The sequence below is a fragment of the Nocardia sp. NBC_01329 genome, assembly GCF_035956715.1.
Taxonomy (GTDB): domain Bacteria; phylum Actinomycetota; class Actinomycetes; order Mycobacteriales; family Mycobacteriaceae; genus Nocardia.
The window spans coordinates 3,070,770-3,094,244 of record NZ_CP108381.1 but is presented as its reverse complement, the minus strand read 5'-3'; the positions used below and the strand labels follow the sequence as shown (position 1 = coordinate 3,094,244).

Genomic DNA, 23,475 nt, shown 5'->3' with positions numbered 1-23,475 from the left:
GTTCGAGATCGGCGCGCGATATCAGTCGCACAGGGCGTGGGTGAGCCGGCTGCGGACATCGGAGCCGGTGGGTGTTCCGGTATAGGCGAGGGTGACCGCCCGTCCGGTCGAGGTGGCGCCACTGAGCGCGGAGAAGCCGAAGATTCCACCGTTGTGCCCCACGAATTGTGTTCCGCACGGTAGCTGCGTGTATCCGAGACCGAGTCCGTAGAACATGCCGTCACCGTTACCCATGTCTACGCCGTCCAGCATCTGTCGCAGCTGGGGTCGCGGCACCACCTGCCCGGCCGACAGCGCGGTGTAGAAACGGTTCAGATCGCCGCCGGTGCTGACGAGCGCACCCGCACTCCACAGCAGTGACGGTTCGATGCGTGTGACGTCGGTGATGGCGCCGTCGATGGTCCGATATCCGATCGGATGTGGTTCGCGCAGAACGGTGTCACCGGTAGCCGGTAGGTAGGTCCCGGACAGGTGCAGCGGCGCGAGAATACGGTCGCGGAGCTCATCGCTGTAGCGGTGGCCCGTCACCACCTCGATCAGCCGGCCGGCGACCAGGTAGTTGGTGTTGGTGTACTTGAACTGTGCGCCGGGAGCGAACTGCGCGGGATTGCCCAACGCCTTCGCGATTTCCTCATCCGGGCTGAACGTGCGACCGTCGCGCGCCGCCCGATATTCCTCCCCTCCTGGGGAACCGGTCAGCTCGGGCAGCCCGCTCCGGTGACCCAGGATCTGACGGATGGTGATGGCTTGCCCGTCCGCGTCGGCGCCGGTGATCCGGCCTGGCAGATAGCTGTCGATGGAACGGTCGAGATCCACTTTGTGTTCGGCCACCAGTTGCAGCACGACCGCGGCGGTGAAGGTTTTCGTGATGCTACCGACGCGGACATGCTGCGGACGGTCGGTTGGGATCGGGGCCCGGGCGCTGGTATCGGCGACCCCTGAGGTCAACACGGTGTCGGTGTCGCCCTCGGAGAGGGTGGCAAGGGCCCCGACAGCACCTGAACCGACCGCTGAATCGAGTTCTGCCTGCACACTGTTCACGCGTGCGGGCGACACTGGAGGTTCAATGGGGTCGTTTCCGGCCGTGCTGCAGGCGGTGAGGAATACCGCGGCGATACAGATCGAGGCGGCGGCGACTCGTATACGCATGAATTGACGGTAGGAATCTGCGATCCATGGGCGCACCGGACTGCAGTACGGCATCGGCACGGCACCGTAGTAGTACGACGGGAGATGTCGGGGCGAGGGAGTCGAGGATCGTCACCGCCGGGCCGGGTTGTGCCGCGTTCGGTCAGGCGTCGTCGATTCGGAAGAGCACACACCGGCCGGCCAGCGCGGCGAACTCGTCCGGATCGTCGCTGGACACCACCCCGGACTTGATCATGACCGGCACGCCCGTGGGCACCAGCCGCGGAAACTCCCGCAGCACCGGTTCGCTTTCGCTCGCCGGGATCTCCACCAGCCGCACTGTGCGCCGACGCCGTCCGAGCTTCAACTCCGCGGTGTCCGTGGCTTGTACGTTCTTCACCCAGTCCGCACCGGGAATGCCGCCGAGAACATACTCCACGCCGCCGTATTCGAACGGCGTCACCGGAGTCGTCCGGGGTTTACCCGATTTCCGGCCGGGCACGGTGAGCAGCGCCATCGGCAGCGACACGCCTATCCGGCTGACCGCTACCATCGCCCGGTTGATCGGTTTGAGCCAGCGGGGGATTCGGACGCCGTTCTCGTTTGCCACGTGTACTCCTGGGGAATTCGGGGTCGACGGCCCTCGCCGAGATGAGCGGCCCAGGGTCGAGATCATACTGCGGTGCGGTCGCACACAGATTGATGGATCGGTCTCCGGGGGTGTGGATGCCGAGCTCACCCTACCGAGCGATCCCCGGAACGCGACTCACCGAACCGGCGCTCATGATCGAAGCGATCCCGGCTCAACGGGACAGGCCAACCGAACGCTCGGCGGCGATCCGGCTCGGCCGGCCGCGGCGAGGAGTGATGCCGTCGATGTGGCGGCAAACGGCGCGCTTCGGTCAGTCCGGGAAATAGCTGGACTCGGGTCGGCAGGTGACATCGGTGGCGGGGAGGGTGCCGGTACTCAAGTAGGTGTTGACGATGTCGTTCAAGCAGGGGCTCAGGCCGTTGCGAAAGGTGCCGTGGATCCGGGTATCGGCCAAAGTGACCAATCGTGATTCGGTCAGAGCCCGGTGCATCGCAACGCCTTCCGAATAGGCGGTGCGGGTGTCACCGGTTGCCTGCAGGATCAGCGCCGGCGTGGAGTTGCGCACTTCGGTGGGAGGCTCGACCGGGTCCGGCCAGAAGGCACAGGCGGTGATGTTGTTGGCGAATGCGCCGAACACCGGCTGCGTGGCCCGGACACGTTCGATGTTGTGGTAGTACCAGGCGGGATCTCGAGGTGCCGCTTTATCGCCGCACAGGACAGCGGCCATACCCGGGGTCTCCACCGGAACGGCACCGGTGATCTTCGCCTTCAGCCCTTGCGTATCGATGGGCAGCCCGGACACTCCGTCGGCAACGATGCGTACGACCTCGGCGAGGTCGGCGTTCAGCTTCGGGTTCGACAGGAACGCCAGCAGCATCAGTGGCAGGACGTGTTCATCCACGAGGTCGCCGTCCGCGTAGATCTGGTGAGCTGCGGCGCGGCGGATCAGATCCTCGACGAATGCACGGACCCGCGGCCCGGTGCTGCCGAAGTGATAGTCGGCATCGTGGCGGGCGGCCCAGTTCGCCCAGTCGTCCAGCCCGGCCTCGTTGGTGGCGCCCATGTCCTGGTAGACCCCGATCCAGTAGCGATCCGGATCGATCGCGCTGTCCAGCACGATCCGGTCACTGTGCCGAGGGAACATCTGCGTATACACCGTTCCCAGGTAGGTACCGTAGGAGCTGCCGTAATAGTTGAGCGCGGGTTCGCCGAATATGCCTCGGATGACGTCCATATCCCGGGCTGTGTTGCGAGTGGTGATGTAGCGGGCCTTCTCGGGGTCGGATGCCAGACATGAGGCCGCCAAGGCGGCAGCCAGGGTGGCATCCCGCGCGTAACCGAAAACATCGAAGCCCGCCGAGAACAACATGGTGGGTAGCGGAAGCCCACAGTTCACCCGGTCCGATCGACCGATTCCCCGTGGATCCATACCGATCAGGTCATAGCGGGCACGCACTTCCGGTGTGAAGGGTTGCCGGGCGCCGGCCATCAGACTCAGACCCGGACCGCCGGGGCCGCCGGGATTGGACAGCATGATCCCGCGCCGCCGGGCCGGGTCCGTAGCCGGGATACGTGAAATCATGACCGTCAGCGTCCGGTAGTCCGGACGGCTGTAGTCGAGCGGCACGAGGACACCTGCGCACTGCGCCCCTGAACCGTCCAGAACCGGATCGTCGCACGGCTTCCAGTCCAACTGCTGGTGATAGAACCGCGCCAATCCACCGCCGACGTCATCGACCGGATCGGCGCTCACCGGCCTCGCGGGAAGTACGAACGCCAGTGCGATCACCAGCGCAAGCCACCTGGCCCACCGTGTCGGCATCAAATCTCGCGGCCCTCTCTGTCGAATATCCTGACTCCGCCGGCACTGACTTTTCCGAGGGCTCCGGCCCATTCGCCGATAACGACCAGCCTCTCGCACACACCCGAACAAGGCCGCCTACCGGTATTCGATGGGATACGGCGGCTGCGGCTCCGGAAAACCATGCCCTCATGGGAAGAGCTTCCGATTCACCTCTGCGACCCTATCGTTCCGGGGCTCACTCGCATGCTCTCCGGGAGGAACGCCGCGCCGATTCCGATCACGATGCTCGACACCACTGGGCCATCGTCGGCGGGACCGTCGCCGCCGGACCCGTCGTTCGCGGGGCGCTCGCTGCCGCCGCGACCGCGATCACCGGCCGGCTACCGGCCAACTAGAACACCGGGTGCGTGTGGATCGCCGTTCTTATGCCCAGTTCTGGCCGCACGGCACGGTCGCATTCTGCGCGGCGGGCCGGGGTGAGTAATCAGTTCGGGGCATATAGGGGGTCGACCCAGTATTGCGGGCTGCGGCCGTAGTGCGGTGTCGTATACGCTCGATCCCACGTCGCGCCGGTGGCGATGAGTTCACGCCACGGTGCGACTTCGACATACATGACCCGCATCGAATTCAGCGATCCCGTATGCAGGTCCGGTCCGTCGGTGGTGACCGCGTCCTCGGCGACAGCGACTGCGAAGTTCCGTTCCAGGGCGGCGCGGACCGTGGCTTCCACGCAGACGTTGGTCTGGAACCCGCATACGATCAGGCGGTCCGCGCCGAGGGTGCGCAGGATCGGCTCGAGCTCGGTGTAGGCGAAGAAGCTGTGCCGGGTCTTGTCGAGCACCAATTCGCCCGGCTCGGGTGCGACGGCATCCATGATCTGCGATCGCCACAACTTCTCCGCCTCGGACACCACCGGCAGCCGGTCCGCACGACCGGCGCGGTGCCGAGCCGACCTCGGCGTCGGCACGGCGGGCGAGACCTGACGCGAGTAGATCACCGGAACCCCCTGCGAGCGCGCCTCGGCGATCAACGACCGGCACTCGGCCACTACGTCATCCCGCCTCCACAGCGGCGGCCAACCGTAGGCGGCGCGGGCATCCTGCCTCAGATACGAGTTCTGCATGTCCACGACGAGCAACACCAATGACCCCACGAGCGACCCCTTCGTGATCCGAAACCTGCGCTACCCCAACGCATGATGCGTCCGAATTACCAGTATGGCCGGGCCACCGAGCCGTCGCCCCACGTTTGGCGAACGCACCCGGCACCACGACAGGATGAACTCACCGACCAGTTGAGTCTGCGGTTGCGTGCGGTCAGCAGCGCAGCAGGGCCAGGACCACGGTGAGCGCGGCGGTGAGGAACGCTGCCAGGTAGATCGCGGACATGATCGAGGTCGTCAGTAGTGCGACGCCGCCGCCGGCGACGGTCACGATCAGCCCGGACAGCCATGCGGTTCCTGTTTCGGGCCGCGGGTTCGGTTTCCGGCTCTCTTTTCGGTTCGGGCGCTCACGGTTCTGGTTCATGGCGTCCTCCATCTGAAACCCGGGCGGGGTTCGGGGCCTGTCGGGGTCGCGGATCTCGCCGGATTCAGGCGGCGCGGAGGGGGCGTGGTAGGGGTGCGCCGTCCATGACCTCGGTCCACCAGTGGTGCAGCGGGCTGGGGTCGGGCCAGTGCACATCGGCAGCGGCGTCGTCGACCGCACGGCTTCCGGCAGGGTCTGGAATGCGGCGCCGGGCGGCTGCGGATCGGGGGCCGGCCGGCCCGGCGCGATCGAGGCCGGTGCCGGTCGCTGGCATGGTCATGGCATCGTTCCTCTCGAATCTATGTTCTGCGGAACCATTTCCCGGGAAGCTCGGGTGGGCCCGGAAGACCGTGCTGACCGGGCCCACTCACGGCCGGGCTCCTGTTGTGGCGCCGACCCGGACGATCAGGCGCTGATGGCCTGACGCTCGTGGTCGTGGCGCGCGACCTCGATCTTGCGAGGCTTGGCCTTCTCCGATACCGGGATCACCAATCTCAGCACCCCGTCGCGGTAGTCGGCGCGGATCGCGTCGGTATCGAGGTTCTCACCCAGGAAAAGTTGACGGCTGAACACCCCGCGAGTGCGCTCGGCGGCCAGCATCGACCGGCCCGAATTCAATTCCGGCCGCGATGCCCGCACTGTCACCACATTGCGTTCGACATCCAGATCCAGGGAGTCCGGGTCGATGCCGGGCAGATCCAGCTCGACGAAGAAGTCGTCGCCCTCGCGCCAGGCGTCCATCGGCATCGCCGCCGGACGTGCGGGCGTGCCGAAAACTTGCTGGGTCAGACGGTCCAGATCGCGGAAGGGATCGGTGCGCATCAACATGGTCGCCACCTCCAGTTCACTCCTTTGCTCTCGATGAGAAACCAGATAATCTCTGGCTGCTGACACAGATAATATTTAGCACTCGATAGAGGAGAGTGCAAGTATCATTTGCAGATAATGTCGAAAGGATGGTGAAGAGGGTGACGGGTGCGGATCGCCGGGGCGGTAACCTGCCCGGGGCCGGGCAGGGCGTGTACGCGATATCGGTGGCCGCGGAATTGGCGGGCGTCGGAGTCCAGACGCTACGGCTCTACGAGCAATACGGGCTGGTCACCCCGGCACGCAGTTCAGGCGGCACCCGCCGCTACAGCCATGACGATCTGGCACGGCTACACCGGATCACCGAACTGACCGGGCAGGGCATCCCCCTCACCGCGATCGGGCGCATCCTGGAACTCGAAGACGCCAACACCACGCTCCGCGATGCCAACGCCGCCCTCACCACCGAACGTGACCGGCTCCGCGACCACGGGTCGTCACAACGCTGACATCCGGTGTCGCTCGCGACCGGGCAGCCGTCACGGGGCGCCGGCAATGAGGTTTCGTCCTCGTCGGCCGCCCCGGAGCGGACGAGCCGACATCGCGGTCTGATCTCGTGAGGTTTCCGATAACAGCAGGATCGAGAACCGGCTGCCCACCCGCCGGGATCACTCATCCCCACCGCGGCCAACCCCAGTCCTGGCCCTATACCAACGGGAGCAGGATCAGCACGACCGCAGCTGCGGACAATACCGCGCCGGCGATATCGAGCCGGGCTCGAGCCGGAGCCATGGATTCCGGCAGCACCCGAACTCCCAGCACCAGGCAACGGGGATGTTGATCCAGAAGATCGTCCGCCAACCCAGCCTCGTTGTCGAGCACCACCGCGACGGACGCCTGGTCACTCCTGCGCCGGCTATCGCGCCTGAGTGACGAGTCGGACGTCGAAGAGCAAGTGCTGCAGCTCGTTCCGGAGTGTGAAGTCGGCGCTGCCCGCCTTCGGTGATGAACGATCCGGTATCGGTCAGTGGAGGGCTGAGGTGACGGAGCTGTACATGGTGTTCTTGATAGCGGCGAGCGTTGCGGGGTTCTTGCCGAGGATGGGGGTGAGCCGATCGATCGCTGTGGTGAGGACCTCGGCGTCGGTGGCGGTGGCGTCGACGAGACCGGCGTCCAGCGCGTCTGGGCCGCGGAAGCGGTGGCCGGTGGTCATGGCGGTCACGGCCGCCCGGGAGCTGAGTTTGGCCTGGATGAGGGCGGCCATGCCGGGGGTGAAGGGGATGTCGATGTCGACCTCGGGGAAGCAGTAGTAGCCGCGGTCTTCGCGCATCACGCGGTAGTCGTGGGCGATGGCCAGCATCGCGCCCGCACCGAAAGCGTGGCCGTTGACCGCGGCGATGGTGGGCAGCGGAAACGTCAGGATGCGGGCGAACAGTTCCTGGACGCGGCCGACATACCACTCGGCGCGGTCGCCGTTTGTGAGGAGCCAGTCCAGATCCAGGCCGTTGGAGTAGAACTTTCCGCCGCCGGTGGTGATCAGGCCTTGGGCGTCGCGCTCGACGGTGTCGAGGTGAGCGTTGACCGTGTCGAGCCAGTCAGGGGAAAAGCGGTTCTCGTCGTCGCCGAGGTTCAGCACGGCAATCTTGTCCTGGTAGCGCAGATTCGCGGTCATGGTGTTGCCTTTCACTTCGTTGCAGTGGAGTCGGGGAGCGGTACGGCCAGTACCGCGCGGACCGCGGCCGCAAGGCGTTGGCGCACGGCGGGTTCGGGGCTTCGGCGGCCTCGCAGTAGTAGTGCGGTGGGCACTTCCACCACGCAATCGCGGATGACGGCGACGGCTTCGCGATCCGCGCGGTCGAAGACACTGCGCGACAGGTTCACGAGCAGCTCGGTCAGGGCCTGATCCAGCCGGCGTAGTTCCTCGGCGATGTCGTCGGGAAGCACGCTGGAACCGAGGAGCTCCCCGCGGGGCACGGTCAGCAGGAAACGCCCGGAGACCGGTTGGCGGACCAGGAATTCGGCGGGGGCGTCGGCAGCGGCCACGACCGCCTCGACGGCATCGTAATGCGCCAGTGCGCGGTCGACCGCCTCACGTTGCAGAGTCAGAAATCGTTGCGCGGCGCGCAGCCAGACTCGCCCCATCAGTCCGGCCCGGGAGCCGAAGGCGTGATAAATCGCTCCGTTGGACACCGAGGTGGCCTCCGCGAGTGCGCGGACAGTGACCGCGGCAGGCCCGGCGTCGACCGCCAACTGTTCGGCCGCATCCATGAGCGGATCCAGGGCGTGTACACGAGGGCGGGGCATGATCGGAGCGTAACAGAGCACGCGCTCTGTAATTATTCGGCTGTCTGCTCGGTATAGCATTTCCCCAGATCAACGGGGAGCTCTGGACTGCGGGCGCGAATCGTATGTACCATTTGGTACATGACAATTTCTCGTATTGCCGCGAGGGGCGGCGCCCGGGTGGATGCACGATGAGCGTTCTCGTTGTGGGAGCTGGTCCGACAGGGTTGGTGACGGCACTGGTTCTGGCCGCCAATGGTGTGTCGTGCCGCGTGCTCGAACGGCACCCGCAACCGACCGGCGGCTCCAGAGCCCTCGGACTGCAAGCTCGGTCGATGGAAATGCTTGCCGAGTTGGGTCTTGCCGAAGAGATAGAGCGCGTGGCCTACCGCCTCGGCGGGGCCTCCATCATGCGTGGCGACGCCGAACTCTCGCGTTTGACGTGGGTTCCTCCGCGGAGTCGGTATCCCTACACCTATGTTCTTCCGCAACCCGGGCTCGAGGACATCCTGCGCACGCGGCTACACGCAGTCGGGGTGGAAATCGAGTACGGCGCGGAAGTGCGTACGGTCGTCCAGGACGGCGATCGTGTCGGCGTACAAATCGCCGATGGGCGTGACCTCGAAGCCCGGTGGCTGGTGGGCGCCGACGGAGCTCGCAGCAATGTCCGCGAGTCTCTCGGGATCTCGTTCGCGGGTGGCGCGACGGGTGAAACCTACTATCTCGGCGATATCGTTCTGGAATCGGCGATGTCGTTCCGGGACAGCGCGATGTGGCTCGGTCCCGCCGGCCCGCTCATGCTGATGCGCCTCCCCGGCGCAGGTGGACTCTGGCGGGTCTTCGTGGACATGAGTGATCGAGCGCGGTGCGAAGAACTGCCCGAGCCGAGCCTGGTGGAGCTACAGGAACTTCTCGACGAACGCGGCGCGAGCGGTATGCGGATCACGCAGGTCCAGTGGACGTCGATATTCCGCACCCGGGTGTGTCTGGCCGATGAGTATCGTCGTGGCAGCGCGTTCCTGGCGGGCGACGCCGCCCACATTTTCCCGCCGTTCGGGGGCCAGGGGATGAATCTCGGGATTCAGGACGCGGTCAACCTGGCGTGGCGGCTGGCGCAGGTGGAATCGGGTGCTTCGGTCGATCTGCTCGACGAATACGAAACCGAGCGGCGGCCGGTGGCCGCGTCGACCATCCGCGACGTGGAGAGCCGACGGCGAATGTATGCGCTTCGCAATCCGCTCGCTCGATCACTGCGGGACAGTGTGCTCCGGCTCGGGGCCCGCATCCCCGGGGCGGCCCGGCAAGCGAGTCTGCAGAACTCGCAACTCGCGATCGGATATCGCGGCGGGTCGCGGTGGCCGCTGTCGCGCCGCCCGGCAATCGGTGACCGCGCCCCTGACGCGGCTCTCGCCGAAGGAACGGTGCACGACCGCTTGGGCGTCGACCATTTCACGCTGTTGCACTTCCGCCCCGGCCACCGGGTGGACGCGTCGAACGAGTCCGTCGATACGATCGGTTCGACCGAGCAGATGGCCGTGGTGCCGATCGATCACGAAACGGACCCGGCAGGTGAGGCGTGCGACCGGTACACAATGCGCAAAGGAGGGTTCGTTTTGATCCGTCCCGACGGCCACGTGGCCTATCGCGGTGGCGAAGCCGCTGAAGTCCGTCGCGCCCTCGCGCGATTCTCCGGTGGCGATCGATCGGCATGAACAACGCGCGTGAGGCTCTCCTCGAACGTGCGGTCGGGTGGTTCACCGAGCACGGCGTGGGTGACACGAGTTTGCGGACCGTAGCTGATGGCATCGGAACCAGTCATCGAATGTTGCACTATCACTTCGGTTCTCGTGAGGGGCTTCTCACAGCTGTTGTCACGGCGACATGGGGGCAGCAGTACCGTGCTCTGGCGGAACTACTCGAATCGCCCACGGACCCCTATACCGCGGCCTATGCTCTCTGGGATCGAATGGCCGATCAGGCCGCGCAGTTGGGGCCACTGTTCTTCGAGGTTGCCGCCGCCGCGATGCAGGGCAAGTCATGGGCTGCGCCCCTGGGGCAATGGGTCATGGAATGGAAGAGCACTCTGGAAACGCTCTTCGTCCGGGTCGGCAGCAGCCCGGACCAAGCAGCGTTATCGGCGCAGATGACACTGGCGATGGCGCGTGGACTGCTGTTCGAGCTCGCGATCACCGAAGGGGAGGGTCGTGGCGCGGCGGACACAGCGATCCGTAGCTTCCTCGAGTCGACCCGCGCGGCCGGTGGCTGAAGCCGGCAGCAGCTCTCCAGCGACACGGCCCTGCTGGCGAAGTATCCGATGGGAGTTTCCGTTCGATGGTCTGACGCTGATCGGTGGCGATCCGGTCGCCTCGTCGTGGCTCGGGTCAGGCGGCTTGTCCGGTGGCCGGTTCGTCGAGGGCCTGCTCCCGCAGCGTCGTCAGGATGCGGGCGAGGGCGCGAGAGACCTGCATTTGGGAGCAGCCGATCGTTGCGGCGATCTCTTGCTGGGTTCGATTGTCGTAGTACCGCAGGATCAGTATGCGGCGGTCGCCTCGGGGGAGTTGCGCGAGTAGTGGACGCACCGCCGCCGCGTCCTCGAGGAGGATGTAGCAGGGGTCGATGCTGCCGAGCCGGTCGGCATACGTGAGCGTATGGTCGCCGCTGTCGTTGTCGGTGCCCGGAGTGGCGTCGAGGGAGTCGGAGGTGTAGCCCTTGGACGCGATCAGTGCCTGGGTGATCTCCTCGACCTCGGTGTCGAGTGCGATGGCGAGGTCGCGGGCGGTGAGGGTGCGGCCCAGTTCCTGCATCAGCAGGGGCGTGATGACGGTGATCCGGCCACGGAGTTCCTTCAGCCGGCGTGGGACGCGGATCGCCCAGCTCTGGTCGCGGAAATAGCGGCGTACTTCTCCCATGACGGTGGGCACGGCGAAGGAGACGAACTTGGTGCCGGCCGCAGGATCGAATCGGTCGACGGCGTGCACGACGCCCATGCGCGCGGTTTGTTGTAGGTCGTCGAAATCGATGCCGCGGCCTGCATAGCGGCGAGCTATATGGTCGGCCAGTGGCAGGCAACGTCCGATGATCTCGTCGCGCAGTCCGGCGTGGTGAGGGTCGGCGGGGTCGAGAGCGGCGAGTTCGCCGAGCGAGGGTTCGATTCCGTCGTAGGGGTCGCGGCCGCGGTTGGCGCGGCGGGCGGACGGCGACGGCGCCGGTTCGGTGCTGCTGGAGTGTGCTGTCACGGGGAGCTCCTCACGTGCAGATGATCGAATCTCGGCGCATCTCTGCCCGTCCTACCGGCATGCGAGCGATCTCGCCGCTCTCGTGACAGCAGGAAAACAGTGACCCTGGATGCGGCCGATGGTGAATTCCAGTGCAGATCGGGGACGTGTAGTGCCGCCCGGCCTGGTCGCGCCGGCCTGGTCGTGGGCGGAGTTGGGACTGCGCTCGAGCCGGGCAGCGGGGTTATGCGGCTGCGGTCGGGTGGGAGCGCATGACCTCGTCCCACCAGTCGGCCAGCGGGCTGGGTTCGGGCCAGCGAACTACCGGTGGATTCGCACCTGCCGAGGCAGTGGCGGTGTGGCCACGAACGGTATCGGGATTGCTGTGTATCACGTTGTTCTCCTTAAACCTGCCGGGCGTCACTGGCCGGGTTGCGGCACATCGAGGGATCGGCGTGGCCTTCCGCGCCGGCTTCCCACAGCACCGTCCCCATGGGCAGGACGGCGATGCCGCCGCTGATGAGGGATACCGAGCAGGAATCCGGCGACGAGGAGGACGGCTCCGAAGATGATCATGAACAAAAAACCTGATCTCTGACATTTGTGACTGTCATGGGTGGATACGGTGCGGATTGCGCGCGGTGGCCGACGTCGGTTGTGTCGCGCTGGTGGGCGGGCAGCGATACGGGCGCTATCGCGCCCGGCCCGTCGGCAGCGGGTCCGGATCGGCCGATCCTGCGGCCTGGACGTCGGCTGTCCTTGAAGCCTTCTCGCCCTGGTGTCCACCCAAGTAGACTCCCCTGGAGGCCTGATGTCAACGTTGTAGATCTACGCTTCTTCGCGACGGATTCGTTCGAAGGGATGAGGCCGTCCACCCGTAGCCGGCCCCACCAGCGCCCGAGCTTGATCTTGCCGATTGCTTCGGCACGGAGCACGAAGGCGCTTGCTCATGCGCACCATCGACCAGTTCACCGACCGGATCGGGTACTCACCGACTGCGTCCGGACCGCCCGGCCTCGACCCCGCCACCTCGGCGCCGGTGCCGGGTCATGGGAACAGGCTTCGCCATATCGCGGCAGGATTCGCATGGACCGCGATACGGCGGTGCGCCCGATCCGTCATCTCATCGTCCTGCGGCCCCGGACGTACCGGGCCTGAGGTAGAGGGTCACGCTACCCAGATCCTGTACTTCGACCTTCACATTCCCCGCCGCTGCGATGGAGGTGGCGGCTGTTGCCGCGCCGGCGAGGATCACCGCACCACGATGTAGTTCGAACCCGTACCGTCGGGCGATCGGCGCCAATTCGCGGAGCGCGTTCCACGGGTTTCCCAATATCGCCGATGTAGAGCCGTGTTCGGCCGGCCTGCCGTCGAGGCTCAGGACGACGTCCAGGTTCGCGACCTCGGTGGTAGCGGTCGCCGGTTGCCACTGACCGATGACGAACCGGCACGCCGAGGTGTTGTCGGCCACCACATCGGGAAGGCTGAAGGTGAAGTTCCGATAGCGCGAATCGATGATCTCGAGGGCGGGAGCCACTGCGTCCACCGCATGGACGATGTCGTCGTCCGGGCCGTCGAAGTCCACCGCGCGGCCGAGTCTGAAGGCCACCTCCGGTTCTGCCCGCGGATGCACCAGCCCGTCGAGGGAGAGCGTCCCGCCCGCGGGGATCCGCATATCGTCGACGAGCCAGCCCACGATCACCTCGTCGACTCCCATCTGCGCCATCTTCGCGCGGCTGGTGAATCCGAGTTTCGGACCCAGGTAGCGGGCTCCCTGTGCGCGGCGGCGGTCGAGCAGTGTGCGTTGAACGGTGTACGCATCGTCCAGGGTGAGATCGTCACCGAACTGGTCCACTGCCGCACCTGTTCGCTGCGCTTCGGCCAGCGTGTCGGAGATGCGGGAGAGATCTGGCGATTGCATGGGGCTCCTTGGATGCGGGTCCGCTCGAACTCGTGGAGGAGGGGGCGAACCGTGAAACGTCTCTGCGCCGGCTGGGCTCTGGAAATCATCGATTTCACAGGTATTTTTCGGAAACCGTTGCCCGAGCAGATTGACTGTGATTGATTATAGTCAATTGAAATCGGCACCGACAAGGAGACCCATGCCGAACTTTCCGAAACGTACAAGGGCCTTTGCCGTTGCCGTGAGCTTGTTCGCGACCATCTCGCTCGTCGGTTGCAGTACGAGCGGTTCCGACCAGGACGATTCCGGGGTCAGGCTCGGCATCATCCCGATCATCGATGTGGCCCCGGTGAAGCTTGGTATCGACCGCGGCGTGTTCGCCGACAAAGGTCTCGAGGTGACCACTCAGGATGCGCAGGGCGGCGCCGCGATCGTCCCGGGTGTCATGAGCGGTGACTTCGACTTCGGTTATTCCAACATCGCGAGCCTGCTGGTCGCCCGAGATCAGGGCCTGCCGCTGAAACTGATCGCCATCGGCGCCCGCGCCTCCGACGATGTTCTCGACGACGGATCGGGCCAGCTGATGGTCTCCGATCCGGCGATCCGGACTGTGCAAGACCTGAAGGGTAAGACCATTGCCATCAACACGCTGAAGGGGATCAGCGAGGTCGCAGTCCGTGCGGGTCTCGAGAAGGGCGGCGTAGACCCCGGCGAGGTCACGATGGTCGAACTCCCCATTCCCAATATGGTTGCCGCCCTGGAATCCGGGCGGGTCGCCGGGGCGCTCGTCGGGGAACCGTTCATCACGATCGCCGAGAACGCGGGCGCGCGACCGCTACCGGTGAGTTATCCGGCCATGGGTGCGGGCATCCCGTTCGCGGGCTGGTTCACCTCCGAGAAAATGCTGACCGAGCGTCCGGACGTGGTCGCACGCTTCACCACCGCGCTCGAGGAATCGTTCCAATACGCCGATGCCCACCCCGACGAGGTGCGCCGATCACTGAACACCTATCTGAAGCTCGATCCGAAGGTGGCGGAGAGTGTTCGGCTTCCGGTCTGGGGTCCGGCGATCGATCGGGACGAACTCGGTGGCCTGGTGACACTCACCGTCGACGCGGGCCTGATCGGCAATGGAGACGCACTCGACGGCTTGATCGAGAACTGATGAGTCCCGACCGAGCGTCGACCGCCGATGGGCCGGTACCCGGGGCGAAGAACGAGGTAACAGTGCGAGCTACACACTCCGAACCGATCACCGCCTTCGATTCGCCGGGGCGCGACTCCGAGACCGACGCGGCACAACGCCGTCCTGTCGCCGCCGACCGGGGGCCAGGTATCCGAAACCTACCGGATTCCGTGTTCGGCGTCGGCGGGGTCCTCGCGTTCGCGGCATTGCTGGAGCTGCTGCCGCGGATGGGTGTGCTACCCCGCGCGTACTTCCCGCCACTGAGCGAGATGCTTGCGGCGTTGATCGGCTTGCTGGGTCGGTCGTCGTTCTGGACGGCCCTGTTCGACACCGTGCGCGGCTGGGGGATCGGGCTGGCGATCGCGGTGGCGGCGGGGATCATCATCGGGTTCCTCATCTCGACCTCCGCACAGCTGATCCGGATCACGGCGTCGACGATCGAATTCCTGCGTCCGATACCGTCCGTGGCGCTCATTCCGCTGGCAGTCCTGTTGTTCGGCACGGATATTCGCAGCACGCTACTGCTGGTGGTGTACGCATCGTTCTGGCCGATTCTGATCCAGGTGCTCCACGGCGTGCAGGACATCAATCCGGTGGCAAGGGATACGACTGCGTCGTACGGGTTCTCGCGATGGGCGGTGTTCCGGTACCTGATCTGGCCGACAGCGCTGCCGTATCTGATGACCGGCGTGCGGCTGTCCGCCTCGGTCGCGCTGGTTCTCACCATCTCGGCCGAGCTGATCATCGGCAGTCCGGGATTGGGCACCGAGATCGCGCGATCCCAATCGAGCAACGCGACGGCCGACGTGTACGCCACGGTGATCGTGACCGGAGTACTCGGAATCGTCGTCAATATCCTCGTTCGCTCGATCGAACGACGGGTGTTGAGCTGGCACGCGTCGATGCGAAAGGACGTGTCGGCATGACAACTGCTGTCGCGGTATCGAAGAAGACACTTTATGTGATCGGCCTACCGGTCGTTCTGATCGCATTGTGGTGGGCCTGCACTGCGAACTCGAGCAGCTACTATTTTCCCTCGCTGGGCAAGATTGCCGAAACGTTCGGAAGTACGTGGCTGACCACTGACCGGTTGACGAACGACGTGCTGCCGAGCATGGCGCGATTGGCTGCCGGCTACGCCCTTTGTGTGGCCCTGGGTACCGGGCTCGGAATGTTCCTCGGGCTGCACCGCCGCGCGCGTGCCACCGCCGAACCGGTCCTGGAGTTCTTCCGGGCGATTCCGCCGCCGGTATTGATCCCGGTGCTGATGATCGTCGCGGGTATCGGTGACGGGATGAAAGTCCTGGTCATCGTGCTCGGGGCGGTGTGGCCCGTCCTGCTCAACACTGTCGAGGGTGTCCGGGCGGTCGACGAGGTGCTCTCCGATACCTCGCGGTCGTACGGCATCACCGGTATCGCTCGCATTCGGTACCTCGTCCTGCCCGGTGCGAGCCCGCAGATCATCGCCGGCATGCGTCAGGCTCTGTCCATCTCGATCATCCTCATGGTGATCAGCGAAATGTTCGCCAGTTCCAGTGGGCTCGGTTTCACCGTGGTCCAGTTCCAGCGCGGGTTCGCCATTCCGCAGATGTGGAGCGGAATCATCGTTCTCGGCCTGCTCGGCTTCCTGCTGTCGCTCGCGTTCGGGGTCTTCGAACGCCGTGCCCTCGGCTGGTACCACGGCCTGCTCCAATCACAACCAGGAGAGAAATGATCATGACTCGAACACATTCCGTCGAGACCGCGCCCGAGACCACGTCCGCCATGCTCGACGTGCGCGGGGTGCAGAAGATCTACTCCGGCCACGGCCGTCGCGTGGAAGCAGTGCGTGATCTGACTTTTCGGATCGGCCAGGGTGAACTGGCCTGCATCGTCGGCCCCTCCGGTGCCGGCAAGACAACCCTGCTCAAATGTATCGCCGGCCTGCTCGCCCCCACATCCGGTGAAGTGCGGCTCGGCGCCGGTAAGGTCGTCGGTCCACCGCGCGATATGGCGATCGTTTTTCAGGAGTACGGCAGAAGCCTGTTCCCGTGGATGACCGTCGAAGAGAACATCGAACTGCCGCTCAAACAGAAGAAGGTACCGAAGGCCCGGCGGACGGAGCTGGTCGAGAAATCGTTGAGCGCAGTCGGTCTGCAGGACGCTTCTCGAGCTCATCCCTGGCAGCTGTCGGGCGGTATGCAACAGCGCGTCGCGATCGCCCGGGCCGTCGCCTACGAGCCGTCGGTGCTTCTCATGGACGAACCGTTCGCGGCCGTCGACGCTCAGACCAGGTCGGAGCTCGAGGATCTCACCCGCTCGCTGTGGAAACGACTGGGCATGACCGTTCTGTTCGTCACCCACGATATCGACGAAGCGGTGTACCTGGGCCAGCGCGTGCTGGTGCTGTCGTCATCGCCGACGGTGGTGATGGACGATATCGCGATCGACCTGCCCGACGATCGTGACCAGCTGCAGACGCGTGCACTGTCCCGCTTCGCGGAATTGCGCGCGCACGTCTACCAGCGGATTCAGGATGCCAAGACCTTCCACGATTCCCGGACCGGGAGCTGAACTCGATGGATATCTTCGGCGAATCCATGGCGGAGATGACCTGGTACGAGGTCGCGGCCGCGGCCGCGGCGGGCGCGGTGCTGCTCTGGCCCATCGGAGTGATCGAACAGCACGGCCCGCACCTACCCACCGGAACCGATGTCTATATCCCTACGGATCGAGCCCGCCGGGTCAAGGCCGCCCTCGCCGAGCGCGGCGTCGATGCTCTTGTCGTTCCGCCCTACTACTGGGGCGTCAACGTGGTTTCGGGCTCGTTCCCCGCGTCGTACAGCATTCGGCCGAGCCTGATGCGGGAGGTGCTCGCCGACCTCTTCGTCGGTATGTCGAACGACGGTTTCGGCCACATCTTCTGTTTCTCCGGGCACGGCGACGCACTGCACAACAGGACCCTCTACGAGGGCATCCGGGCGGGTTCGCAGCGAGCATCGGCCGATATCAGCTTCGTTGTCGACGCGGCACTCGCCCAGCGTCTCGAACTCCGTGTGGACGACCCCTTGCTGACCGTCCACGGTGATCTCGCGCCGGAACTCCCGGCGACGGCGCCGCGGGTGCGGACCACGCCTGAAGGACACCCGTTCGTCGACGTACACGCCGGTCGGTGGGAGACCTCGATGATGATGAGTTCGTATCCGGAGCTGGTACGCGAGGACGCACGCAGGGATCTGCGACCCACCGACCACGGGCCCGAGGAGCTGGCCGTATGGCGGCGCGGGTACGACGATGCCCGTCGAATCACCCCTCACGGATATTTCGGCGACCCGGCGGGCGCGACCGCCGACGAAGGCGTGCGCACCCGGGCCGCCTCGGCCGGAGCCGCCGCCGACGCGATCTGCCGTCGCCTCGACGCGCAGCTCACCTGAATATCGTCCCGACAGTCCTGACCAGGTGCCCGCGCGCGCGGGACCGACACGTACACAAACGAACTCGGAGGTATCATGGCGACGATCAGTCTCGCGGTGGCGGCGAGTCACACGCCGGGCTTGACAGGGTGGTTCGACAAGGCACCCGAATCCGATAGAGACACAGTCCAGCGGGCCTACGATGCCATCCACGACGAGGTGGCCGCCGCGGACCTCGATGCGCTGCTGATCATCGGCAACGACCACGTGGCCAACACCAGGGTGAGCGAGCCGTGGGACTTCTCGTTCGGCCTCACCGATCGGCACCCGGGACCGGACGAGTGGTTCAAACCATGGCTCCGCGTGGCGGATTACGATCTGCGCGGTGCCCCGGAAATAGCGAAGACGTTGTTCGAGTCCGTTCGTGAGTGTGGGCCCAACGTGCGCGGGGTTCGCGAGAATCTCCGATTCGACGACAACGTCTCGGTACCGGTCACCATGGCCGGGTTGACCTCACTCGATGTACCGATCATCCCGATCCTGCAGAACTGCACGGTGCCACCGGTTCCGGACGAGCGCGTCTGCTACGACTTCGGGAAAGCTCTGGGCCGAGCCATCGTCGAGGACCTCCCGGCCGACGCACGTATCGGTCTACTCGGCTCCGGTGGTCTGAGCCACGAGCCCGGCGGGCCCCGCTATCTCGAGATCGACGAGAAGTTCGACCGCTGGTACATGGATCTGCTGGTCCAGGGCGACCACGATCGGATTCTCGCCGAAGCGACGTTCGAGCGGATGGAGGAGGCCGGCTCGGGAGGTACAGCGGAGCTGCTCTCCTGGACGGTCGTCATGGGAGCCATCGGGCCCCGTCCGTGCACAGACCTCGGTTATGTCGCGGTCGACCAGTGGAGATGCGGTGTCGGTGCGGTGCGGTGGGACGTGTGAATTCGGTATCGAAAGGAAGGATCTGAGACCATGCCGTTGGATCGGTTCAATCCACTGTTGAAAACAAACGATCTCGTACAGGATCTCAAGTGGGACCTCGAGTTCCGGGCACGTTTCGAGTCGGACGAGAACGATGTCCTCGACGAATACCCGCTGTCCGACGCCGAGCGGCAGGCCATCAGAGATCGCGATTTCCGCGGACTGCACGAAATGGGTCTGCACCCGTACCTGCTCTCCCAGCTCGCGCGCCTGATCTACGGCACCGGTGAGAAAGCCGGTACCTCCGGCGCGGCGACGGCCCTGATCCGCTCGTTGCTGGGTGACGACTACGACGCGTATATGGCCGAGCGAAGTGGCTAGAGCGACGGTGCCGACCGGCGCACTTCCCACCCCCGTCATCGATATCCACAGTCATGCCATGCCCCTACCACTGCTCGAATGGTTGGCGGCCGGTGGACTGGCGGACTTGTCCGATAGGGCAACGGGGTCGGTGTCGATAGATCCGGCGGTATGCGGATTGAACCGCGGTGCGGCGATCCCTTTTCCGCCCGAGCAGTTCGACGTCGAAGCACGGATTCGTTCGATGGACGCCGCGGGCGTATCGATTCACGCGGTGTCGGCCCCGCCGTTCCTGTTCGCGTCCGAATCCACCGACGACGCACTGACATTGGAGGTGGTTCGGAAATCAAACGATGCGCTGGCGGAATTCGTCGGGCAGGCTCCGGACAGGTTGGTGGGTATGGCCACCCTTCCGGTCGGTCTGACCGAAGCGAGTGACGAGCTGCGCCGCTGCGTGGACGAACTCGGATTCGCGGGGGCGACCATCGGAACCTACGGTGGCAGCGCGGAACTGGATGCCCCGGTCAACGAACCACTGTGGGACGAGCTGTCGAAACGGCAGATTCTGGTTCTGGTGCACCCCAGCCGGGTCTCGGACCGGACCCGTCTCGCCGACTATCACCTCGTCCAGCTGCTGGGCTACCCGGTCGAAACCGGTCTGGCGGTCTCGCGTCTGGTGTTCGGCGGTGTTCTCGATCGCTATGACCTCCGGCTGTGCCTCGCGCACGGCGGTGGGTGCCTGCCCGGCATCACTCCCCGGTTGGATCTGGGCTGGGAGCGCAAGTCGTCCGCGCGAAAGGTGGATCGGCCGCCGTCGGACTATCTGCGTAAGTTGATGTACGACACGGCGGTGTTCGACGATGACGTGCTCGCACGCCTGATCGGCAGAGTCGGCGTATCGAACGTCCTGATGGGCAGCGATTTCCCCTTCGATCTCGCGGACCGATCGCCGCTGCAATCGGTTCGGGGGCTCGACCTCACAGACGAGGAGAAGCAGCTGATTCTGGGTGGGAATGCCGTCCGGTACCTGTCGGGGCATACGCGAGCCGGATCGGCGTCGGCGGGTACCGCATCCACGGCAGAACAGAGGGGCGCACTATGAGCAAACGTGAACTGGCAACCCGATCCTCGTCCTCCCGGGCGGACGACGTGGCCCGCGACATCGAGCAGATGATTCGCAACGAGGGGCTCGTCAACGGTCATCGGCTCGGGACCAAGGAGAGTCTGCGCGACCGGTACGACGTGGCGGTCGCGACCTTCAACGAAGCGATCAGACTGTTGAGTGCGCGAAAGATGATCACCATCCGCCCGGGCGTAGGTGGCGGGGTTTTCGTTGCCTCGCCACCACCGCTGGTTCGTCTCGGGCAGAAAATGCTCGAATTGAGTGGGGACTCTGTCTCGGTGACCGACTGCCTCATCGTGCGCGAAGGACTCGAACCACTCATCACTCAGGACGCCACTCGTTTTCGGAATGCTGTCGATATCGAGGAGTTGCGGTCGTTGGCCGAAGTGATGTTCACCCCCGATCTGAGTGCCGAGGCCTATCTCCGGGCCAACTGGGCGTTGCACAAGCGCATAGCCGGGGTCACCACCAACGAGATTCTCAAGCACACGTACCTGTCGCTGCTGGAGTTCGTCGAAAGTCGGCTGGAAGGCGTTGTGGCGCCGGATCCTTCGATGGATATCGGAGTAGGCGCCAAGGTGCATCGCGAACTGGTGGAAGCCATCGCCAGTGGTGACGCCGGCAGAGCAGCGAAGGCGCTCGAAGCGCACGCTGCGCTCACCACCAACGCCGACCGAGGATGAGCGCCGTGGCTCCGAACTCCGGTCGCCCCGCCGAGGCGGTGGTCGTCATCGATATGCAGAACGACTACTGCCACTCGAACGGTGTATTCGCCGGGGCCGGTTTGGTCATCGACGATCTACCGGGCTTGGTCGGCCGCATCAACACGCTGGTCGGGTCGGCTCGCTCGGCCGGCGTTCCGGTCATCTGGGTACGGATGGAGTGGGCCGATGATGCCGCTGTCGGAATCCTGGCCCAGCGCAGTCCTTTCCTGCGGGACTCCGGATTGCGAGCCGGCACGTGGGGCAGCGACTTGGTATCGGAACTCGACGTTCGGCCGGAGGACGCCGTCGTCGTCAAGCCGAGGTTCAGCGCGTTCTATCGGACGGAACTCGATGAGGCGCTTGCCGGCGTCACCCGAATAACGGTCGCGGGTGTGCGCACCGACTTCTGTGTCGAATCGACCGTCCGAGACGCCTTCTTCCGCGACTTCGAGGTCGTCGTGGCACGCGATGCCGTCGCCGGTTACTTCCCCGAACTGCACGAGAACAGTCTGCGCGTGATGGGCACCGTATTCGCCCGCATCGACTCCGTGGACACCATTGTGACGTCCTTCGAGGCGGTGCGCTGATGCCGTTCGTCGAAGTGACACTAGTGGAAGGGCGCAGTCCGCAGACCCTGCGCGACCTGATCTCCGCACTCACCCATGCCACCGCCGACACCACCGGCGCCCCACTGGCCAGTATTCGTGTCGTCGTCCGAGAGGTCCCCAGTACTCATTGGGCCGCCGGAGACGTCACCATTCAGGAACGAGAGAGATGACCATGGAACTGATTCCTCACTTCATCGACGGAAAAGAGATCGAGTCGAAGGACGACGGCCGCTTCGACAATGTCGATCCGTGGACTCGCGAGGTGCGAACGCAGGTCGCGCTCGGCGGAGCCGAAGAGGCCGCGCTCGCTGTCAGCGCGGCTCGCGACGCCTTCGATTCCGGTGCGTGGCCGCGAATGGGTTTCACCGAGCGCGGCCGGATTCTGCACCGTCTCGCCGACCTCATGGACCAGCACACCTACGAGTTGGCGATGGCCGATACGCAGGACATGGGCAAACCCATCAGTGACAGTTCGTCGAAAGATGTGCCGCGCTCGGCACTGAACTTCCGATTCTTCGCCGACCACGCCCGGATGTCGGCGGCGGAGACTCTGCCGATGGACTCCGGTCACCACGCCTACACGCGGTTCGAATCGGCCGGCGTAGTCGCCGCGATCGCGCCGTGGAACTTCCCGCTGATGCTCGAGACATGGAAAATCGCGCCGGCGCTGGCGTGGGGAAACACCGTCGTGCTCAAACCCGCCGAGGACACCCCCAGTTCGGCAACCATCCTGGCTCGACTCGCGCTCGAAGCCGGTATGCCCCCGGGCGTGCTGAACGTGGTCCACGGTTTCGGCCCTGATTCGGTGGGCGAGGCGCTCACCACGGACGCCCGGGTCGACCGGATCACTTTCACCGGAGAATCGACGACGGGCCGCGTCATCGGGCGGGCTGCCGCGGGCAACCTCACGCCGGTGAGTCTCGAACTGGGCGGAAAAGGTGCGAATATCGTGTTCGCCGACGCGGATCTCGAGTCCGCGGTGCAGTGGTCGATCAAGGCCATCTTCAACAACGCGGGACAGGTCTGTCTCGCCGGCAGCCGTCTGTTCGTGGAACGCGGTATCTACGACGAATTCCTGCGCCGTTTCTGCGAAGCCGCCGACGCGCTGATCATCGGCGACCCGAAAGACCCCTCGACACAGCTCGGCCCGTTGGCTACCGAGGAGCACTACACCAAAGTCCGATCGTTCGTAGACGGGGTGGAAGCCGACGGCGGCACGACGATGATCGGTGGCCTCGGTGAGGGCTGGGTGGTGCGCCCGACCGTCGTCACCGATGCTCCCGCTACCGCCCGTGTCTGCCGGGAGGAGATCTTCGGCCCGGTAGTCGTCGTGACTCCGTTCGACTCCGAGGCAGAGGCCGTCGACCGCGCGAACGACACGCCGTTCGGCCTGAACGCGATGGTGTTCACCCAGAATCTGTCCCGGGCTCATCGGGTCTCGTCGCTGCTGCGCGCCGGCACCGTATGGGTGAACTGCTTCTTCGTCCGCGATCTCCGGGCGCCGTTCGGGGGGTTCGGAGACTCGGGTGTCGGTCGCGAAGGCGGCAATTTCAGTCGTGAATTCTTCACCGAGCCCAAGGCTGTGGTGATGGAAATCGACAGCTGACCCGACCGGTAGCTCGAAGTGACCGACCACAGGAGCTGAGCGCCGTGGGACCCGGAGCCCGCGGCCCCCGACGCCGTTCCGCGGTCTCTACGGCGGGGCCGGACTACGCGCTGGCTCTTCTGTGGTTGACGTCACATCTCTGGTGGGTTATCTTTCATTACAAGGCGTAATGTAATGAAAGGCACGGTCCGTGCACGGCGATATGGATTTCTTCAGTGGCGCAGCGGCGCCGCAGAGAGGAACGAGTGCGCAATGAGCAGGCGACCCCGCTCGAGGCGGCAAAGTGGTGAACGCGCCCATCCCACCGGCGCGACGAC

The 23,475-nt window shown here is 65.3% G+C and carries 29 protein-coding genes and 1 pseudogene; 17 read left to right on the top strand and 13 right to left on the bottom strand.

Annotation, left to right across the window (positions count from 1 at the left end; genetic code table 11):
* Positions 1-21: 21 nt before the first annotated feature.
* From OG405_RS14095 to OG405_RS14085, 3 genes are all read right to left on the bottom strand, one after another.
* A complete protein-coding gene (locus OG405_RS14095) occupies positions 22-1,149 on the bottom strand; it encodes a serine hydrolase domain-containing protein (protein ID WP_327152086.1) in 1,128 nt (375 codons plus the stop codon).
* Positions 1,150-1,291: 142 nt separating this feature from the next.
* Positions 1,292-1,738 carry a nitroreductase family deazaflavin-dependent oxidoreductase gene (locus OG405_RS14090; protein ID WP_327152085.1) on the bottom strand — a complete coding sequence of 149 codons (447 nt, stop codon included), beginning with the start codon at positions 1,736-1,738 and terminating at the stop codon, positions 1,292-1,294.
* A gap of 292 nt (positions 1,739-2,030) precedes the next feature.
* Positions 2,031-3,542, bottom strand: coding sequence for an alpha/beta hydrolase (locus OG405_RS14085; RefSeq protein ID WP_327152084.1), 1,512 nt, complete (start codon positions 3,540-3,542; stop codon positions 2,031-2,033).
* A gap of 170 nt (positions 3,543-3,712) precedes the next feature.
* Between OG405_RS14085 and OG405_RS14080 the strand changes: the two genes are divergently transcribed.
* Entirely contained in the window at positions 3,713-3,919 is a 207-nt protein-coding gene (locus tag OG405_RS14080; protein WP_327152083.1) for a hypothetical protein, read from the top strand.
* 89 nt (positions 3,920-4,008) lie between these two features.
* Here OG405_RS14080 and OG405_RS14075 read toward each other — a convergent pair whose 3' ends face one another.
* From OG405_RS14075 to OG405_RS14060, 4 genes are all read right to left on the bottom strand, one after another.
* Complete coding sequence (locus tag OG405_RS14075; protein WP_327152082.1) at positions 4,009-4,677, bottom strand: cysteine hydrolase family protein; 669 nt, start codon at positions 4,675-4,677, stop codon at positions 4,009-4,011.
* Positions 4,678-4,840: 163 nt separating this feature from the next.
* Positions 4,841-5,050: a hypothetical protein gene (locus tag OG405_RS14070; RefSeq protein WP_327152081.1), complete on the bottom strand. Its 210-nt coding sequence runs from the start codon at positions 5,048-5,050 to the stop codon at positions 4,841-4,843.
* A 64-nt stretch (positions 5,051-5,114) separates the two neighbouring features.
* On the bottom strand, positions 5,115-5,330 hold the full coding sequence (locus OG405_RS14065; RefSeq protein WP_327152080.1) for a hypothetical protein: 216 nt from the start codon (positions 5,328-5,330) through the stop codon (positions 5,115-5,117).
* Between the two features lie 125 nt (positions 5,331-5,455).
* Positions 5,456-5,878, bottom strand: coding sequence for an Hsp20/alpha crystallin family protein (locus OG405_RS14060; protein WP_327152332.1), 423 nt, complete (start codon positions 5,876-5,878; stop codon positions 5,456-5,458).
* Between the two features lie 128 nt (positions 5,879-6,006).
* On the opposite strand from OG405_RS14060, the gene OG405_RS14055 reads away from it, so the two are divergent.
* Positions 6,007-6,366, top strand: a complete 360-nt coding sequence (locus OG405_RS14055) for a MerR family transcriptional regulator (protein WP_327152079.1) — start codon at positions 6,007-6,009, stop codon at positions 6,364-6,366.
* Between the two features lie 196 nt (positions 6,367-6,562).
* On the opposite strand, the gene OG405_RS14050 is transcribed toward OG405_RS14055, so the two are convergent.
* The 3 genes from OG405_RS14050 to OG405_RS14040 all read right to left on the bottom strand — a co-directional run bounded on the left by OG405_RS14050 (position 6,563) and on the right by OG405_RS14040 (position 8,161).
* The gene (locus OG405_RS14050) at positions 6,563-6,718 is read right to left on the bottom strand and encodes a hypothetical protein (protein ID WP_327152078.1); all 156 of its coding nucleotides are present in this window, start codon (positions 6,716-6,718) and stop codon (positions 6,563-6,565) included.
* A gap of 163 nt (positions 6,719-6,881) precedes the next feature.
* A complete protein-coding gene (locus tag OG405_RS14045; protein WP_327152077.1) occupies positions 6,882-7,529 on the bottom strand; it encodes an enoyl-CoA hydratase-related protein in 648 nt (215 codons plus the stop codon).
* Positions 7,530-7,540: 11 nt separating this feature from the next.
* Entirely contained in the window at positions 7,541-8,161 is a 621-nt protein-coding gene (locus OG405_RS14040) for a TetR/AcrR family transcriptional regulator (protein WP_327152076.1), read from the bottom strand.
* A 104-nt stretch (positions 8,162-8,265) separates the two neighbouring features.
* Here OG405_RS14040 and OG405_RS14035 point away from each other — a divergent pair, with 104 nt between their 5' ends.
* From OG405_RS14035 to OG405_RS14030, 3 genes and pseudogenes are all read left to right on the top strand, one after another.
* Complete coding sequence (locus tag OG405_RS14035) at positions 8,266-9,852, top strand: FAD-dependent monooxygenase (RefSeq protein ID WP_327152075.1); 1,587 nt, start codon at positions 8,266-8,268, stop codon at positions 9,850-9,852.
* Positions 9,849-9,950: pseudogene (locus OG405_RS29220) on the top strand (TetR/AcrR family transcriptional regulator); the annotation flags it as partial. The gene OG405_RS14035 and the pseudogene OG405_RS29220, both read left to right, overlap by 4 nt.
* Positions 9,951-9,962: 12 nt before the next feature.
* Complete coding sequence (locus OG405_RS14030) at positions 9,963-10,406, top strand: TetR/AcrR family transcriptional regulator (RefSeq protein ID WP_327152074.1); 444 nt, start codon at positions 9,963-9,965, stop codon at positions 10,404-10,406.
* Between the two features lie 115 nt (positions 10,407-10,521).
* Here OG405_RS14030 and OG405_RS14025 read toward each other — a convergent pair whose 3' ends face one another.
* The 3 genes from OG405_RS14025 to OG405_RS14015 all read right to left on the bottom strand — a co-directional run bounded on the left by OG405_RS14025 (position 10,522) and on the right by OG405_RS14015 (position 13,276).
* Positions 10,522-11,376, bottom strand: coding sequence for a SigB/SigF/SigG family RNA polymerase sigma factor (locus OG405_RS14025; RefSeq protein WP_327152073.1), 855 nt, complete (start codon positions 11,374-11,376; stop codon positions 10,522-10,524).
* Between the two features lie 223 nt (positions 11,377-11,599).
* The gene (locus OG405_RS14020) at positions 11,600-11,749 is read right to left on the bottom strand and encodes a hypothetical protein (protein ID WP_327152072.1); all 150 of its coding nucleotides are present in this window, start codon (positions 11,747-11,749) and stop codon (positions 11,600-11,602) included.
* Between the two features lie 729 nt (positions 11,750-12,478).
* The gene (locus OG405_RS14015; protein WP_327152071.1) at positions 12,479-13,276 is read right to left on the bottom strand and encodes a 2-keto-4-pentenoate hydratase; all 798 of its coding nucleotides are present in this window, start codon (positions 13,274-13,276) and stop codon (positions 12,479-12,481) included.
* Positions 13,277-13,457: 181 nt separating this feature from the next.
* Between OG405_RS14015 and OG405_RS14010 the strand changes: the two genes are divergently transcribed.
* The 12 genes from OG405_RS14010 (at position 13,458) to OG405_RS13955 (ending at position 23,158) form a co-directional block, all read left to right on the top strand.
* Positions 13,458-14,423 (top strand): ABC transporter substrate-binding protein, encoded by a 966-nt coding sequence (locus OG405_RS14010; RefSeq protein ID WP_327152070.1) that lies wholly within the window; start codon positions 13,458-13,460, stop codon positions 14,421-14,423.
* Between the two features lie 62 nt (positions 14,424-14,485).
* Complete coding sequence (locus OG405_RS14005) at positions 14,486-15,370, top strand: ABC transporter permease (RefSeq protein WP_327152069.1); 885 nt, start codon at positions 14,486-14,488, stop codon at positions 15,368-15,370.
* Positions 15,367-16,158 (top strand): ABC transporter permease, encoded by a 792-nt coding sequence (locus tag OG405_RS14000; protein WP_327152068.1) that lies wholly within the window; start codon positions 15,367-15,369, stop codon positions 16,156-16,158. Before OG405_RS14005 ends, OG405_RS14000 begins: the two co-directional genes overlap by 4 nt.
* Before the next feature lie 2 nt (positions 16,159-16,160).
* Positions 16,161-16,997, top strand: coding sequence for an ABC transporter ATP-binding protein (locus OG405_RS13995; protein ID WP_327152067.1), 837 nt, complete (start codon positions 16,161-16,163; stop codon positions 16,995-16,997).
* 5 nt (positions 16,998-17,002) lie between these two features.
* Positions 17,003-17,857: a creatininase family protein gene (locus OG405_RS13990; protein ID WP_327152066.1), complete on the top strand. Its 855-nt coding sequence runs from the start codon at positions 17,003-17,005 to the stop codon at positions 17,855-17,857.
* A 75-nt stretch (positions 17,858-17,932) separates the two neighbouring features.
* Positions 17,933-18,778: a hypothetical protein gene (locus tag OG405_RS13985; RefSeq protein ID WP_327152065.1), complete on the top strand. Its 846-nt coding sequence runs from the start codon at positions 17,933-17,935 to the stop codon at positions 18,776-18,778.
* A gap of 30 nt (positions 18,779-18,808) precedes the next feature.
* Positions 18,809-19,138 (top strand): hypothetical protein, encoded by a 330-nt coding sequence (locus OG405_RS13980; RefSeq protein ID WP_327152064.1) that lies wholly within the window; start codon positions 18,809-18,811, stop codon positions 19,136-19,138.
* Positions 19,098-20,219, top strand: a complete 1,122-nt coding sequence (locus OG405_RS13975; protein WP_327152063.1) for an amidohydrolase family protein — start codon at positions 19,098-19,100, stop codon at positions 20,217-20,219. Before OG405_RS13980 ends, OG405_RS13975 begins: the two co-directional genes overlap by 41 nt.
* Entirely contained in the window at positions 20,216-20,923 is a 708-nt protein-coding gene (locus tag OG405_RS13970) for a FadR/GntR family transcriptional regulator (protein WP_327152062.1), read from the top strand. Before OG405_RS13975 ends, OG405_RS13970 begins: the two co-directional genes overlap by 4 nt.
* Positions 20,924-20,928: 5 nt before the next feature.
* Positions 20,929-21,531 (top strand): cysteine hydrolase family protein, encoded by a 603-nt coding sequence (locus OG405_RS13965; RefSeq protein WP_327152061.1) that lies wholly within the window; start codon positions 20,929-20,931, stop codon positions 21,529-21,531.
* Positions 21,531-21,722: a tautomerase family protein gene (locus tag OG405_RS13960; RefSeq protein WP_327152060.1), complete on the top strand. Its 192-nt coding sequence runs from the start codon at positions 21,531-21,533 to the stop codon at positions 21,720-21,722. Before OG405_RS13965 ends, OG405_RS13960 begins: the two co-directional genes overlap by 1 nt.
* On the top strand, positions 21,719-23,158 hold the full coding sequence (locus tag OG405_RS13955) for an aldehyde dehydrogenase (RefSeq protein WP_327152059.1): 1,440 nt from the start codon (positions 21,719-21,721) through the stop codon (positions 23,156-23,158). Before OG405_RS13960 ends, OG405_RS13955 begins: the two co-directional genes overlap by 4 nt.
* Positions 23,159-23,475: the final 317 nt, after the last annotated feature.

Coding starts and splice junctions, on each gene's coding strand:
- OG405_RS14015 (WP_327152071.1), bottom strand. CDS start 13,276: ATGCAATCGCCAGATCTCTCCCGCATCTCCGACACGCTGGCCGAAGCG.
- OG405_RS14030 (WP_327152074.1), top strand. CDS start 9,963: ATGTTGCACTATCACTTCGGTTCTCGTGAGGGGCTTCTCACAGCTGTT.
- OG405_RS14000 (WP_327152068.1), top strand. CDS start 15,367: ATGACAACTGCTGTCGCGGTATCGAAGAAGACACTTTATGTGATCGGC.
- OG405_RS14055 (WP_327152079.1), top strand. CDS start 6,007: ATGGTGAAGAGGGTGACGGGTGCGGATCGCCGGGGCGGTAACCTGCCC.
- OG405_RS14045 (WP_327152077.1), bottom strand. CDS start 7,529: ATGACCGCGAATCTGCGCTACCAGGACAAGATTGCCGTGCTGAACCTC.
- OG405_RS14085 (WP_327152084.1), bottom strand. CDS start 3,542: ATGCCGACACGGTGGGCCAGGTGGCTTGCGCTGGTGATCGCACTGGCG.
- OG405_RS14060 (WP_327152332.1), bottom strand. CDS start 5,878: ATGTTGATGCGCACCGATCCCTTCCGCGATCTGGACCGTCTGACCCAG.
- OG405_RS13955 (WP_327152059.1), top strand. CDS start 21,719: ATGACCATGGAACTGATTCCTCACTTCATCGACGGAAAAGAGATCGAG.
- OG405_RS13970 (WP_327152062.1), top strand. CDS start 20,216: ATGAGCAAACGTGAACTGGCAACCCGATCCTCGTCCTCCCGGGCGGAC.
- OG405_RS14065 (WP_327152080.1), bottom strand. CDS start 5,330: ATGACCATGCCAGCGACCGGCACCGGCCTCGATCGCGCCGGGCCGGCC.
- OG405_RS13995 (WP_327152067.1), top strand. CDS start 16,161: ATGACTCGAACACATTCCGTCGAGACCGCGCCCGAGACCACGTCCGCC.
- OG405_RS14010 (WP_327152070.1), top strand. CDS start 13,458: ATGCCGAACTTTCCGAAACGTACAAGGGCCTTTGCCGTTGCCGTGAGC.
- OG405_RS14035 (WP_327152075.1), top strand. CDS start 8,266: ATGTACCATTTGGTACATGACAATTTCTCGTATTGCCGCGAGGGGCGG.
- OG405_RS13980 (WP_327152064.1), top strand. CDS start 18,809: ATGCCGTTGGATCGGTTCAATCCACTGTTGAAAACAAACGATCTCGTA.
- OG405_RS14080 (WP_327152083.1), top strand. CDS start 3,713: ATGGGAAGAGCTTCCGATTCACCTCTGCGACCCTATCGTTCCGGGGCT.
- OG405_RS13985 (WP_327152065.1), top strand. CDS start 17,933: ATGGCGACGATCAGTCTCGCGGTGGCGGCGAGTCACACGCCGGGCTTG.
- OG405_RS13990 (WP_327152066.1), top strand. CDS start 17,003: ATGGATATCTTCGGCGAATCCATGGCGGAGATGACCTGGTACGAGGTC.
- OG405_RS14070 (WP_327152081.1), bottom strand. CDS start 5,050: ATGAACCAGAACCGTGAGCGCCCGAACCGAAAAGAGAGCCGGAAACCG.
- OG405_RS14040 (WP_327152076.1), bottom strand. CDS start 8,161: ATGCCCCGCCCTCGTGTACACGCCCTGGATCCGCTCATGGATGCGGCC.
- OG405_RS14095 (WP_327152086.1), bottom strand. CDS start 1,149: ATGCGTATACGAGTCGCCGCCGCCTCGATCTGTATCGCCGCGGTATTC.
- OG405_RS13960 (WP_327152060.1), top strand. CDS start 21,531: ATGCCGTTCGTCGAAGTGACACTAGTGGAAGGGCGCAGTCCGCAGACC.